The organism is Streptomyces sp. NRRL F-2664 (genome assembly GCF_000719345.1).
GTDB lineage: Bacteria > Actinomycetota > Actinomycetes > Streptomycetales > Streptomycetaceae > Streptomyces.
In genome coordinates, this window is the sequence record NZ_JOFX01000011.1 from 88537 (window position 1) to 102570 (window position 14034).

The following is a 14034-nucleotide window of genomic DNA, read 5'->3' on the forward strand; positions in this document are numbered from 1 at the left end:
CCGGCGGCCCGTCACCTCGCACCCGTCACGGTCACGGGTAGCGGCGCGGCGTCCACGTGATCCGCGAACCGTCGGCCCGCTCGGTGATCTGCGTCTGCGAGGAGCCGATCAGCAGGATCGTGCGCATGTCGACCTCGGACGGCTCCAGTTCGGCGAGCGTGACGATGCGGACCGACTGCTCGGGGCCGCCGACGTCGCGGGCGACGACCACCGGGGTCTGCGGCGCGCGCAGTTCCAGGAGCAGCTCCCGGGCCTGCGCCACCTGCCAGGTCCGGCTGCGCGAGCCGGGGTTGTAGAGGGCGAGCACGAGGTCGGCAGCGGCGGCGGCGCGCAGCCGTTCCGCGATGACCTCCCACGGCTTGAGCCGGTCGGACAGCGAGACGGTCGCGTAGTCGTGGCCGAGCGGGGCACCGGCCGCGGCGGCCGCCGCGTTCGCCGCGGTCACCCCCGGCAGGACCCGTACGGGCACGTCCTTGTACTCCGGCTGCGCGGCGACCTCCAGGACGGCCGTCGCCATGGCGAAGACGCCCGGGTCGCCGCCGGAGACCACGGCCACCCGCTTGCCGCGGCGGGCGAGGTCGAGGGCGAACTCGGCGCGCTCCGACTCCACCTTGTTGTCGGAGCCGTGCCGGATCTGGCCGGGCCTGACGGGCACCCGGTCCAGGTAGGTGGTGTACCCGACCAGTACCTCGGCGTCCGCGAGGGCGCGCCGGGTCTGCGGCGTGAGCCACAGCGGACCGGCCGGGCCGGTGCCGACGACGACGACCTCGCCGGGGCCGGACGGCACACTGCCCGGGTTGCCGATCCGGCTGGGCACCACGGCGACGGCGAAGTACGGCACGCTGGCGGGGTCGGTGCCGGCGAGGAGGCCCGTGCGTTCGCCCTCCATCGTGGCCCGCTCGACGTAGCGGGCCTCGGCGAGCCGGCCGCTGTGCTCCATGGCGCCGAGCACGGCGGGGAAGGTCCGGCCGAGCTTCATCACGACCGCCGAGTCGGTGGCGGCGAGGCGCGCGGTCAGCTCCTCCTCGGGCAGTGTGCCGGGGAGGATGGTCAGGACCTCCTCGCCCTCCACGAGCGGGGTGCCGAGCCGGGCGGCGGCCGCGCTGACCGAGGTGACGCCGGGGACGACCTCGGTGTCGTAGCGGTCCGCGAGCCGCTTGTGCATGTGCATGTACGAGCTGTAGAAGAGCGGGTCGCCCTCGGCGAGGACGGCGACGGTCCGGCCGGCGTCCAGGTGGGCGGCGAGCCGGGCCGCGGCGGACTCGTAGAACTCCTCCATCGCGCCCTGGTAGCCGCCGGGGTGGTCGGTGGTCTCGGTGGTGACCGGGTAGACCAGCGGCTCCTCGATGTGCGTGTCGCGCAGGTGCTGCGCGGCGATCGAGCGGGCGATGGACCGGCCGTGACGGGCGCTGTGGTAGGCGACGACGTCGGCCTCGCCGATGACCTCGACGGCCCGCAGGGTCATCAGGTTCGGGTCGCCGGGGCCGAGTCCGACGCCGTAGAGGCGGCCCTTGGGCTGTGCGTCGCTCATTCGGCCACGCTCGCAATGGCGTTGAGGGCGGCGGCGGCGATGGCGCTGCCGCCGCGGCGGCCGCGCACGACGAGGTGGTCGAGGCCGGAGGGGTGGGCGGCGAGGGCGTCCTTGGACTCGGCGGCGCCGATGAAGCCGACGGGCACGCCGATGACGGCGGCCGGGCGCGGGGCGCCCTCCTCGATCATCTCCAGCAGCCGGAACAGGGCGGTCGGGGCGTTGCCGACGGCGACCACCGCGCCCTCCAACAGACCGCGGTCGCGCCAGACTTCGAGGGCGGCGGCGCTGCGGGTGGTGCCCATCCTCGCGGCCAGGTCCGGGACCGCCGGGTCGGAGAGGGTGCAGATCACGTCGTTGTCGGCGGGCAGCCGCTTGCGGGTGACCCCGCTGGCGACCATCTGGACGTCGCACAGGATCGGCGCCCCCGCCTCCAGAGCGGCACGGGCGCGCAGCACCACCTCGGGGGTGTATCCCAGGTCCTGGGGGAGGTCGGTCATCCCGCAGGCGTGAATCATGCGCACCGCGACCTGGGCGACCGAGGCGGGCAGCCCGGAGAGATCCGCCTCGGCGCGGATCGTGGCAAAGGACTGGCGGTAGATCGCGGCGCCGTCCTTCTCGTACTCAAACACGGTGTACTCGCTCATTTCTTCACTGCGTCTTCGGACTCTGGGCTGATGAGGTGGTCTTGCGTACGGCGCTGTCGCGTGCGGTGCCGTCGCGTGCGGCCGTGAGGGCGGCCGCCAGGTCCGGCCGGTGCGGCAGGGTGCGCCCGTCCACGGAGAGCCGGTATCCGTCCGCGGTGGCGAGCGCGTCCACCCACTGCGTGCCCCGCGGGTGGCCGCACCGGCGCTCGCAGCCGGACCAGTGGACGGGCAGCGGCCCCCGCGCCCGGTCCACCAGGGCGCGGGCGTCGGCGCGTACGTCGGCGAGGGACTTGGCACAACCGGGTCGCCCTGTACAGGCGGTGACGCCCCGCCAGGGGCTGTCCGGGGACACGACCAGCCCCGCCGCCTCCAGGGGGGACGGGTCCGGGGTGCCGGGGAGGACGACGGTGCGCCACGGGGTGATCCGCAGCCCGTCGCCGCCCTCCGCCACCTGCACGAGGACCCTCCACTGACCGGTGCTCAGCCGGCCGAAGGGGGGCAGCACGCACAGGGGATCGCGCGGGCCGGGCGCGGGCGGGGCACAGGAGGGCCAGTCGACGGCGGGCACACGCAGCGCGTCGGTGCCGGCGGCGGCCAGCCGGGCAGCGAACCCGGCGTCGTCCAGGGCGTGGCCTGCGGGGAGTTCGGCCACCCGCCAGGCGCGGGTGCCGGCCGCTTCGACGGCGTCGAGGAAGTACTCGGCGGCGAGCAGCGCGGCGCGCGGGGCGTTGCGCACGGCGACGGCCACGGCGCCCGGGGCGGCCCCCAGACGCACCAGGGCCCGGCCGCCCGGCCGCCCGAGCACGGTGACGTCGGGATCCAGCGCGGCCACGTCCCCGCGCCCGTCGTCGAGGGCGAAGAGGAAGCGGCCGGACAGGGCGGTGACGCGGGTGTTCGCGCACAGCAGGCGGTCCAGCTCGCGCACCCAGGGCAGGACGTCCTGGGAGGCGGGGGTGGCCACGATGTTGCGTACGCGTTCGTGACTGGGTGCCGGCAGCAGCCCGGCGGCGTCGAGCAGCTCCGCGAGCGCGGTGCCGCAGCCGTCGCCGAGGCCGCGCAGCTGGACGTTGCCGCGGGAGGTGAGTTCCAGGTGCCCGTCGCCGAACCGGTCGGCGGCCGAAGCCAGCAGCGCGGCCTGGTGCACGGTCAGCAGCCCGCCGGGGAGCCGGACGCGCGCGAGGTATCCGTCGTCCGCCGCGTGCAGCCGGAGCGCACCGGGGCAGGCGTCACCGCGGTCCCGTATGACGGGTTCGTCCCGCGATACGGCGGAGGGCGGCTGGGGCATGGCGGCGAGCATACCCACGATTCCCCTCCCCGGAACTGTGTCCACCGCCACCCTCCGTCACCCGCCCCACCTCTCCGGCCTTGCCGCGCACACACCCGGCTCCGCCGCGCACGCTTCCAGCCCCGCCCCGCACACTCCCAGCCCTGCCACGCACACTCCCAGCCCCGTCACGCACACTCCAGCCCCGCCGGCGTTTGAGGCGCGGGGGGTCCGGGGGCAGAGCCCCCGCACATCTCCAGCCCCGCCGGCGTTTGAGGCGCGGGGGTTCGGGGGCAGAGCCCCCGCAGCGGCGCCGCACCCGCGCACCGCACCCGCCCCAGCCGGCGGAGCCACCGGCCACCCCCGCTCCCGACCACCGCGCACGCCACCTAGGATGACCTTCCGGCGGCCCATACGGTCCGCCGTCGCCGAGGACGGCGACATGGGAGGAAGCCCGGTGCGAATCCGGCGCGGTCCCGCCACTGTGAACCCGGCAGAGCCACACGGCCGGGTGAGTCAGGAACTCCCGCTGTCCTCACTGCCCGGGGCGCGGAAACCCCGAGGAAGGCCTGCCGCCGCATGATCCTGCTGCTGTCGACGTCCGACACCGATCTGCTCAGCGCTCGCGCAGCGAACACGGCGGACGCCCCCGTCCCGTACCGGTTCGCGAACCCCTCCCGCCTCCCCCTCGACGACCTCCCCGGTCTCCTCGACGGCGCCGACCTGGTCGTCGTACGCCTCTTGGGCGGCCTGCGCGCCTGGCAGGACGGCCTGGACCTGCTGCTGGCCCCCGGCCAGACCCGTCCGGTGGTGGTCCTGACGGGTGAACAGGCCCCGGACGCCCAGCTGATGGCGGCCAGCACCGTACCGATCGGCATCGCGGCCGAGGCGCACGCCTACCTCGCGCACGGCGGCCCGGCCAACCTGGAACAGCTGGCGCGGTTCCTCTCCGACACCGTCCTGCTCACCGGCCACGGCTTCGAACCGCCCGCCGCCGCCCCCACCTGGGGCCCCCTGGAGCGCACCGCGCAGCGGGCCGACGGCCCCGAGGTGGCCGTGCTCTACTACCGCGCCCACCAGATGAGCGGCAACACCGGCTTCGTGCACGCCCTCTGCGACGCGATCGAGGCCCACGGCGCCCGGCCGGTCCCCCTCTACGTCTCCTCCCTGCGCAGCCCGGAGCCGGGGCTGGTCGAGGCGCTGGCCTCCGCGGACGCCGTCGTCACCACCGTCCTAGCGGCCGGCGGCACCAAGCCCGCCACCGCCCAGGCGGGCGGGGACGACGAGTCCTGGGACGCGGGCGCGCTCGCCGCGCTCGGTGTGCCCATCCTCCAGGCCCTGTGCCTCACCGGGTCGCGCTCCGCCTGGGAGGAGAACGACGAGGGCCTCTCGCCGCTCGACGCCGCGACCCAGGTCGCCGTGCCCGAGTTCGACGGCCGCCTGATCACCGTCCCGTTCTCCTTCAAGGAGCTCGACGAGGACGGCCTGCCCGCCTACGTGGCCGACCCCGAGCGGGCCGCCCGGGTCGCCGGCATCGCCGTGCGCCACGCCCGCCTGCGGCACATCGAGCGCCGCGACAAGAAGATCGCGCTGGTCCTCTCCGCGTACCCGACCAAGCACTCCCGCATCGGCAACGCGGTCGGCCTGGACACCCCGGCCAGCGCGGTGGAACTGCTGCGCACCCTCATCGCCGAGGGCTACGACTTCGGCCCGGTCGCCGACATTCCCGGTCTCGTCTCGGGCGACGGCGACGAACTGATCCGCGCCCTGATCGAGGCCGGCGGCCACGACCAGGACTGGCTCACCGAGGAGCAGCTGGCGCGCAACCCGGTCCGCATTCCCGCCGCCGACTACCGGCGCTGGTTCGCCGAGCTGCCGGCCGAGCTGCGGGAGAGCGTCGAGGAGCACTGGGGCGAGGCCCCGGGCAGCATGTTCGTGGACCGTTCCGCGAACCCGGAGGGCGACATCGTCCTCGCCGCCCTGCGCCGCGGGAACCTGCTGATCCTGATCCAGCCGCCGCGCGGCTTCGGCGAGAACCCGATCGCGATCTACCACGACCCCGACCTGCCGCCCTCGCACCACTACCTGGCCGCGTACCGCTGGATCCAGGCGCGCGCGGAGGACGGCGGCTTCGGCGCCGACGCGATGATCCACCTGGGCAAGCACGGCAACCTGGAGTGGCTGCCCGGCAAGAACGCCGGACTGTCCGCCGCCTGCGCGCCGGACGCAGCCCTCGGTGACCTGCCGCTCGTCTACCCGTTCCTGGTCAACGACCCGGGCGAGGGCACCCAGGCCAAGCGCCGCGTGCACGCCACCCTGGTCGACCACCTGGTGCCGCCGATGGCGCGCGCGGAGTCGTACGGCGACATCGCGCGCCTGGAGCAGCACCTGGACGAGTACGCGCAGATCTCCGCCATGGACCCGGCGAAGCTGCCGGCCATCCGCGCGCAGATCTGGACGCTCATCCAGGCGGCCAAGCTCGACCACGACCTGGGGCTGGAGGAGCGGCCGGACGACGACGGCTTCGACGACTTCCTGCTGCACGTCGACGGTTGGCTGTGCGAGGTCAAGGACGCCCAGATCCGCGACGGTCTGCACGTCCTGGGCGGTGCCCCGACGGGTGCGGCCCGGGTCAACCTGGTCCTCGCGATCCTGCGCGCCCGGCAGATCTGGGGCGGCACTGCGGCCCTCCCGGGGCTGCGCGAGGCGCTCGGCCTGGACGAGGCCGCGGCCACCCGTACCTCGGCGGACGCGGTCGAGGAGACGGCCCGCGCCCTGGTGCAGGCGATGGAGGACGCGGACTGGGACCCGTCCGCGGTCGCCGCGGTCGCCGCCGGCCACGCCCCGGAGGTGGCGGCGGTCCTGGCGTTCGCCGCGCACGAGGTGGTGCCGCGCCTGGCGGGGACGACGGACGAGATCGCCCATGTGGTCGCCGCCCTGGACGGCCGGTTCGTCCCGGCCGGCCCTTCGGGCTCGCCGCTGCGCGGCCTGGTCAACGTCCTGCCGACGGGCCGCAACTTCTACTCCGTCGACCCCAAGGCCGTGCCGTCCCGCCTCGCATGGGAGACGGGGCAGGCGCTGGCCGACTCCCTGCTCACGCGCTACCGCACCGACAACGGCGAGTGGCCGGCCTCCGTCGGCCTGTCCCTGTGGGGCACGAGCGCGATGCGCACGGCGGGCGACGACGTCGCCGAGGCCCTGGCGCTGCTCGGCATCCGCCCGGTCTGGGACGAGGCCTCGCGCCGCGTGACCGGGCTGGAGCCGATCCCGCCGGCGGAGCTGGGACGGCCGCGCATCGACGTGACGCTGCGCATCTCGGGCTTCTTCCGTGACGCGTTCCCGCATGTGATCGGCCTGCTGGACGACGCGGTCCGGCTGGCGGCGTCGCTGGAGGAGCCGGAGTCGGAGAACTACGTCCGCGCGCACGCCCGGGCGGACCTGGCCGTGCACGGCGACGAGCGCCGTGCGACGACCCGTATCTTCGGCTCGCGCCCGGGTACGTACGGGGCGGGCATCCTCCAGCTGATCGACTCCCGCGACTGGCGCACGGACGCCGACCTGGCGGAGGTCTACACGGTGTGGGGCGGCTACGCCTACGGCCGTGGCCTCGAAGGCCGCCCGGCCCGCGACGAGATGGAGACGGCCTACAAGCGGATCACGGTCGCGGCGAAGAACACGGACACCCGCGAGCACGACATCGCGGACTCCGACGACTACTTCCAGTACCACGGCGGCATGGTGGCCACGGTCCGCGCACTGCGCGGCACGGCCCCGGAGGCGTACATCGGCGACTCCACCCGTCCGGAGACGGTCAAGACCCGCACCCTGGTGGAGGAGACCTCGCGCGTCTTCCGCGCCCGTGTGGTGAACCCGAAGTGGATCGAGGCGATGCGCCGCCACGGCTACAAGGGCGCCTTCGAGCTGGCGGCCACGGTGGACTACCTCTTCGGCTACGACGCCACGACGGGCGTCGTCGCGGACTGGATGTACGACAAGCTCACCGAGACGTACGTCCTGGACCCGGTGAACCGCGCCTTCCTGGAGGAGGCCAACCCGTGGGCGCTGCACGGCATCGCGGAGCGCCTGCTCGAAGCGGAGTCCCGCGGCATGTGGGAGAAGCCGGACGCGCAGGTGCTGGAGGCGCTGCGGCAGGTGTACCTGGACACGGAGGGCAACCTGGAGGGTGAGGCGGAGTAGTCCCGCCGCCCGCCGCCCGTACGACGAAGGCCGCCCTCGCCCCCCGCTCCGGCGGGTCGGCGAGGGCGGCCTTCGGGCGGTCGGGACCGCGCACGACCGGCTCACGCCGCGGTGTGCCGCCGGTGCGTCAGGAGATGTCCTCGACCCGCTTGCCGTCGACGAGGTACCGGGGCAGGTGCGGCAGCCGCGCCGGGTCGATCAGGAAGCCCCGGTCGTGGGCGAGGCAGGCCATGGCGAGCGGACCGAGCGCCACCCTGGCGCGCGGCGCCCCGGACTGCCCCCAGTAGCCGCCGTGTTCTGCGAGAGCCTCGGCCAGTACCTCGGCGAAGGCCTCGTGCTCCTGGGTGAAGAGGCGGTGGAAGAGCGAGACCGGCTGGAAGTCGATCCGGTTCACGAAGTCGTCCGGCGCGTGCGTGAGCGCCTCGGGCAGGGACGTCCCGATGGCGGCGAGCAGCTTCTCCACGACCTCGTCGGACGGGCCGCCGGAGAGGTAGGTCCGCAGGGTGTCGATCCAGTGCAGGACGTAGGCGTCGACGGTGTCGTCCTGCCGCAGCGTCTCCAGCGGGACCCGGCACAGCCGGGCGACCCGGTCGTGCGCGCGGCAGGCGAGCGCGAGGTAGACGGCGTCGAGCCAGGCCCGGGCGTCCGCGGGCGGGGCGGCGGGCGTGGCGGGCAACCGGAGGGCGTTCTCCTCGCCGAGGTACCACTGCTCCGCCTCGGATCCGGCGAACAGTGCGGAGCCGAGGCGTACGGCCGTCTCCCACGCGTCCCACGTGACGAGCTCGGAGACGACGGGATCGTCGGTGCAGCGCACGTGCGCCAGCGCCAGTGCCGCGGCGAAGGCCTCCCCGAGCCCCGACGGGTCCTGCGCGAGCCGTGCGACGGACTCGACGGTCGTCCGGGTCAGACCGGCCGGATCCGGGGCGGCGCGGTCCACGGCGATCCGCCCGGCACCGTCGAGGCGGACCAGCCCCTTCATCAGGCCGAGAAGTTCCTGCGGGGGCCGCAGCGACAGCGTGCGCGTGTCCTCGTCGACGACGGTGAGCGAGGTAAGGCCGCCCCGGTGCCACCAGTACACGCGCGGTGACAGCCGTCCGGGACCATCCTCGTAGGCACCGAGGGCGTACGCGGCGAGATCGTTGAGAGCGTCCACCACCGAGCCGTCGGCTATCGGGTGGAAGGCGAGCAGGTGCCGGGTCGGGACGACGACGAGGGCACCGGCGGACGGCAGCATCACACCGGTGACCTGGCGCGCCAGCTCCCCCAGGTACAGCGCCTTGGAGGCGACGAAGTGCGAGTCGCCGAAGACGGAGTGCAGCGTGGCACGCCCTGCGAGGGGGATCTCCTCGTACGAGACCGGCATCCGCATCAGGTTGGCGTGCGCCGCCCGCCCCAGCTCCTCGGCCCCGACGCGTTCCACGTCCGCGTCGGTGAGGGAACGCACGCTGGTGGGACCGTCGAAGGCGTAGGCGTACACCAGATCGTCCGCGATGATCCGCGCGTAGCGCATCCCGCCGGCGACCTCCGGTGTGACCAACCCGACGGGCAGCAGCCGCGCGTGCACCCCGCGCAGCAGCTCCTCGGCACTCTCGCCGCCACGACCGGCGCTGTATTCAGGTGAGTTGTCTCGGTTCACCCCCGAACCCTACGAGACGCCCCCTCACCCCGCCCCCGGCCCCCGACGGCCGGTCCGGCATGCGCGGCAGGCGGCCGCTCCCTCCGGGCGGCAGGGGCGGGCGCAATCCCTCGGAAGAGGGGGCCGACACCTGCGGGTGGTTCGAACGGGCGGGTCTCCGCACGGCCCTTGGGGTCCGGGCGGGCGTCGCAACTGTGTGCGGGCTTTCGTTCCCGGCAGGCCGTGACGCCGCTCTGAGCAGCCACGTTCTTCCGGCGTCAGCGCGCAGCCGACAGCGCCTCGGGAGGAAACTTGCGATCCGTGCACGTTCATGTGGTGTTCGACACGGCACCGGGCGGAGGTGGCCGCGCATGAGGCTGCTCAAACGGCCCACGACCCTCCAGCCCACCGTCTCCGAGAGCGAACGACGGCTCTTCGGCGGGCCCCTGCGCTACGACGCCGGCTGGTCCCATCACGACTACGCCCGTCTGGAGGGGCGGCTGCTGTCCACCCTGCGCTCCATGCCCCGCATGGTCGCCGGCACGCTGCGCCTGGCCTGGGACACCGACCGGCCCGCGCTGCTGACCGTCGCCGCCTCCGAGGCCGGGCAGGGGGTCACCTCCGCCGCCGGCCTGCTCGTCCTGAGCGAGGTGCTCCGTACGCTGCTCGCGCCGGGCAGTCCCGCCGAGCGGCTGCATGCCGCGCTGCCCGCCCTGGCCGCGGGCGCGCTGGTCGCCGTCCTGGGGGCCGTACTGGCCTCCCGCTCCACGGCGGCCGCCGGACGTTTGGAGCCGAAGATCGAACGGGCCGCGCACGAGCAGTACTTGAAGGCCGCCGTCGAGGTGGAACTCGAAGCCATCGAGGACGGGGAGTTCAGGCGGCTGCTGGACAGTGCCCAGTGGGGCCCGCCGTCGGCCCGCCGTACCGTCGGCGCCTGCGTGGCCACCCTCGGCGGGGTCATCTCCCTCGTCGCCACCGCCGGGGTGCTCACCGTCCTGCACCCGCTGCTGCTGCCCATGCTGCTGCTGATCGCCGCCCCGCGCGGCTGGGGCGCGATGCGGGTGGCGCAGCGCCGCTACCTGTCCGTGATCACCTGGGTCGAGCACGTGCGGGCCGCCCGGCTCATCGGCCAGCTGCTGATCTCCCGTACCTCGGCCCCCGAGGTACGGGTGCACGGAGTCGGCCGCTACCTGCTGGGCCACTACCGCAACATGGCCGAGGTCGCGGAGACGGAAGCCACCCGCCTGGCCAAGGACAAGGCGGCCACCGAACTGCTCGCCGCCGCGCTCTCCGGTACGGCCGCGCTAATCACGTACGGGGCGATGATCGCGCTCATCGTCACCGGCCGGATGGACCTCGCGGTCGCCGGCACCGCAGTGATCGCGGTGCGCACCGGATCGGCGAGCCTCGGCGCGCTGGTCGCCACCACCAACACCCTCCACGAGGAGTCCCTCTACGTACGGGACCTGGAACGGTTCGTCGCCGAGGCCGGACGGCGGGCCATCCCCGGCGGCGGGCTGCCGCTGCCGGAGCGGCTGGGAACGGTGCGGCTGGAGGACGTCCGCTTCAGCTACCCGGACCGGGAGGAGCCCGCTCTCGACGGGGTCTCGCTCACCATCGAGGCCGGCACCGTGGTCGCGCTGGTCGGCGAGAACGGCTCGGGCAAGAGCACGCTGGTCAAGCTTCTCGCGGGGCTGCACCTGCCGGACTCCGGCTCGCTGACCTGGGACGGTGTCGACGTGCGGGGTGCCGACCGGCAGCAGGTCTTCGACCGGGTCGCGCTCCTGACCCAGGACTTCGAGCGGTGGCCGGTGACCGCCCGGACCAACATCGCCATCGGCCGGCCCGGTGGGGAGGGCTGCGACGAGGCGGTGGAACGGGCGGCCGAGGTGGTCGCCGCGGCCCGGTACGCGGGGGCCGACCGCGTGGTCGAGAAGCTGCCGAACGGCTACGAGACGCTGCTGGCCCGGGTGTTCCGGGGCGCCTCGGAGCTGTCCGGGGGCCAGTGGCAGAAGGTCGGGCTGGCCCGGACCCGGTTCCGGGACGCCCGCGTCATCGTGGTGGACGAGCCCACCTCCGCACTGGACCCGGAGGCGGAGATCGCGGCCTTCGACAGCATCCGGGGGCTGGCGGGGCCGCAGCGCGCCGTCGTCCTCGTCACGCACCGCATGTCCGGTGTGCGGTTCGCGGACGTCATCTACGTACTGCACGAGGGACGGCTCGTCGAACAGGGCGGCCACGAGGAGCTGATGGCACGCGGCGGCCGGTACGCGTCGATGTTCCGGATGCAGGCGGAGCAGTTCGCCGGGCACCCCGAGCCGGCGACCCGGCCCCCGGCCGCACCGCGGCCCCGCCCGGACGCCCGCGTGCCCGACCCCCGCCAGGCCCGCACGGCCCCGAACGACACTTCCGTCACCTGATGCGGTGAACTCCTCCCCGTCCCGGGGGCACCCGGGACGGGGCACTGCTGATCTTCTTGCGGGGGCCGGGCCACCGGCCCCCGCACCTTCGACGAAGGGCCGACCCCGCCGTGACGCAGCCGTTCCGACTGCCGGACTTCTACCTGCCGTATCCGGCGCGACTGAACCCCCACCTGGAGGAGGCGAGGCGGCACACCAAGCGGTGGGCACGCGACTTCGGGATGCTGGAGGGTTCCGGGGTGTGGGAGGAGAGCGACCTCGACGCGCACGACTACGCGCTACTGTGCTCCTACACCCACCCGGACTGCGACGCCGAGGCGCTGTCGCTGGTCACCGACTGGTATGTGTGGGTGTTCTTCTTCGACGACCACTTCCTGGAGACCTTCAAGCGCTCGCGGGACCGCCTGGGTGCCAAGGCGTACCTCGACCGGCTGGCCGCCTTCATGCCGATGGACCCGGCCGCCGGCTTCCCCGAGCCGACCAACCCCGTGGAGGCCGGTCTCGCCGATCTGTGGCGGCGAACCGTTCCCTCGATGTCCGCGGACTGGCGGGAACGGTTCTCCCTCTCCACCAGGAACCTCCTCGACGAGTCGATGTGGGAGCTGGCCAACATCGACATCGGCCGGGTGGCGAACCCCCTCGAATACATCGAGATGCGCCGCAAGGTCGGCGGCGCCCCCTGGTCGGCGGGCCTCGTCGAGTTCGTCGCCGCCGAAGTCCCGGCGCGCGTCGCACATGCGCGACCGCTCGGCGTGCTGCGCGACGCCTTCTCCGACGCCGTCCACCTCAGGAACGACCTCTTCTCCTACGAACGGGAGGTGACCGACGAGGGTGAACTCTCCAACGCCGTGCTGGTCCTGGAGACGTTCCTCGGCTGCGGCACCCAGGAGGCCGCGGAGGTCTGCAACGACCTGCTCACCTCCCGCCTCCAGCAGTTCGAGCAGACCGCCCTGTGCGAACTGCCCCAGCTCTTCGCGGACCTGGCCCTGGCGCCGACCGAGATCGCAGCAGTGCTCGCCTACACCAAGGGGCTCCAGGACTGGCAGTCCGGCGGCCACGAATGGCACATGGTCTCCGGTCGCTACATGAACAAGGAGGCCCGCCCGACCGCCCCGCTCACCCTCCCGTTCATGCCGTCGGGGCTCGGCACCAGCGCGCTGGACCTGCGGTCCATGTTCACCCGGCGCTCGGTGGAGCTGCGCCACCGCTCCTTCACCCACGTCCCCTTCGAACCCACCGGGCCCTCGGTGATCCCGGAGATCTACATGCCGCACCGGCTCACGCTGAGCCCCCACCTGGCGCACGCGCGCGAGGAGTCGGTCGCCTGGGCCCGGCGGACGGGCCTGCTGGACCCGCAGCCCGGCGATCCCGGGTCGGCCATCTGGACCGAGGAGAAGCTGCGCGGCTACGACTTCGCGCTCTGCTCGGCCGGAATCGACCCGGACGCCACACCCGACGGACTCGCCCTCAACGCCTGCTGGCTGACCTGGGGCACCTACGGCGACGACTACTACCCGGCGGTCTTCGCGCGGGCCGGGGGCCTGCAGGCTGCCAAGGCGACCACGGCCCGGCTGGTCGCCATGCTGCCCGTCGACCACTCCGCGCAGCCGCAGCCGGCCACCGCGATGGAGCGCGGGCTCGCCGACCTGTGGCTGCGGACAAGCGCCGCCATGCCGATGGAGCAGCGCGCGGAGTTCCGGGCGACGGTGGTGGAGATGCTGGAGAGCTGGCTGTGGGAGGTGGACAACGCCGTGCACCACCGCATCCCGGACCCGGTGGACTATGCGGAGATGCGGCGGCGCACCTTCGGCAGCCGCCTCACCATGTACCTCTGCCGACTCGGGCACCGGGGCCGCGGCATCCCGGAGGAGATCTACGCCTCCGGGACCATCCGCTCCCTGGAGAACGCGGTCGCCGACGCGGCCTGCCTGGTCAACGACGTCTACTCGTACCAGAAGGAGGTGGAGTTCGAGGGTGAGGTCCACAACCACATCCTGGTCACACGGAACTTCTTCGACATCGGCTATCCGGAGGCCCTGCACATCTGCCACTCGCTGATGACCCGGCGCACCGAGGAGTTCGAGCACATCGCGGCGAGCCGGCTGCCGCTGCTCCACGACGACTGGAAGCTCGACGCCGGGGCCCGGGCCGCCCTGGACGCCTACGTGCAGGAGCTGCGGGACTGGCACGCAGGCGTCCTCAACTGGCATGCGCAGTGCCGTCGTTACCGGCCCGAGGACCTGCGCCGGTCCGACGGCGGCCTGGCCGCCGCGGTCCTCGGCCCCGGCTTCGGCATGGCGGCCGCCCGGCTGTCCCGGCCGGCGTGAGCCGTACGGCGGCGGGGGCGGCCCGGCGGCCCCCAC

Annotated in this window: 7 protein-coding genes and 1 riboswitch; of the genes, 3 read left to right on the forward strand and 4 right to left on the reverse strand. The window is 73.8% G+C overall.

The window, feature by feature from the left end; genetic code table 11:
• Positions 1-31 precede the first annotated feature (31 nt).
• The 3 genes from IF89_RS0113385 to IF89_RS0113395 are packed head-to-tail and all read right to left on the reverse strand — an operon-like array spanning position 32 to position 3460.
• Positions 32-1531 carry a precorrin-2 C(20)-methyltransferase gene (locus tag IF89_RS0113385; RefSeq protein ID WP_030766066.1) on the reverse strand — a complete coding sequence of 500 codons (1500 nt, stop codon included), beginning with the start codon at positions 1529-1531 and terminating at the stop codon, positions 32-34.
• Positions 1528-2175, reverse strand: a complete 648-nt coding sequence (locus tag IF89_RS0113390) for a precorrin-8X methylmutase (RefSeq protein WP_030766069.1) — start codon at positions 2173-2175, stop codon at positions 1528-1530. The genes IF89_RS0113385 and IF89_RS0113390 overlap by 4 nt, the downstream gene beginning before the upstream one ends.
• A 4-nt stretch (positions 2176-2179) precedes the next feature.
• Positions 2180-3460 (reverse strand): cobalamin biosynthesis protein CobG, encoded by a 1281-nt coding sequence (locus IF89_RS0113395; protein WP_234327752.1) that lies wholly within the window; start codon positions 3458-3460, stop codon positions 2180-2182.
• Positions 3461-3885: 425 nt separating this feature from the next.
• Positions 3886-3965, forward strand: a riboswitch (cobalamin riboswitch).
• A 53-nt stretch (positions 3966-4018) separates the two neighbouring features.
• Here IF89_RS0113395 and cobN point away from each other — a divergent pair.
• A complete protein-coding gene (cobN, locus tag IF89_RS0113400; RefSeq protein WP_030766075.1) occupies positions 4019-7636 on the forward strand; it encodes a cobaltochelatase subunit CobN in 3618 nt (1205 codons plus the stop codon).
• 127 nt (positions 7637-7763) lie between these two features.
• Here cobN and IF89_RS0113405 read toward each other — a convergent pair whose 3' ends face one another.
• Complete coding sequence (locus IF89_RS0113405; protein ID WP_030766078.1) at positions 7764-9272, reverse strand: immunity 49 family protein; 1509 nt, start codon at positions 9270-9272, stop codon at positions 7764-7766.
• 350 nt (positions 9273-9622) lie between these two features.
• Between IF89_RS0113405 and IF89_RS0113410 the strand changes: the two genes are divergently transcribed.
• Together IF89_RS0113410 and IF89_RS0113415 are read left to right on the forward strand one after the other, a co-directional pair.
• The gene (locus IF89_RS0113410) at positions 9623-11671 is read left to right on the forward strand and encodes an ABC transporter ATP-binding protein (protein WP_078628277.1); all 2049 of its coding nucleotides are present in this window, start codon (positions 9623-9625) and stop codon (positions 11669-11671) included.
• Positions 11672-11781: 110 nt separating this feature from the next.
• Positions 11782-13998, forward strand: coding sequence for a terpene synthase family protein (locus tag IF89_RS0113415; protein ID WP_043193863.1), 2217 nt, complete (start codon positions 11782-11784; stop codon positions 13996-13998).
• Positions 13999-14034: the final 36 nt, after the last annotated feature.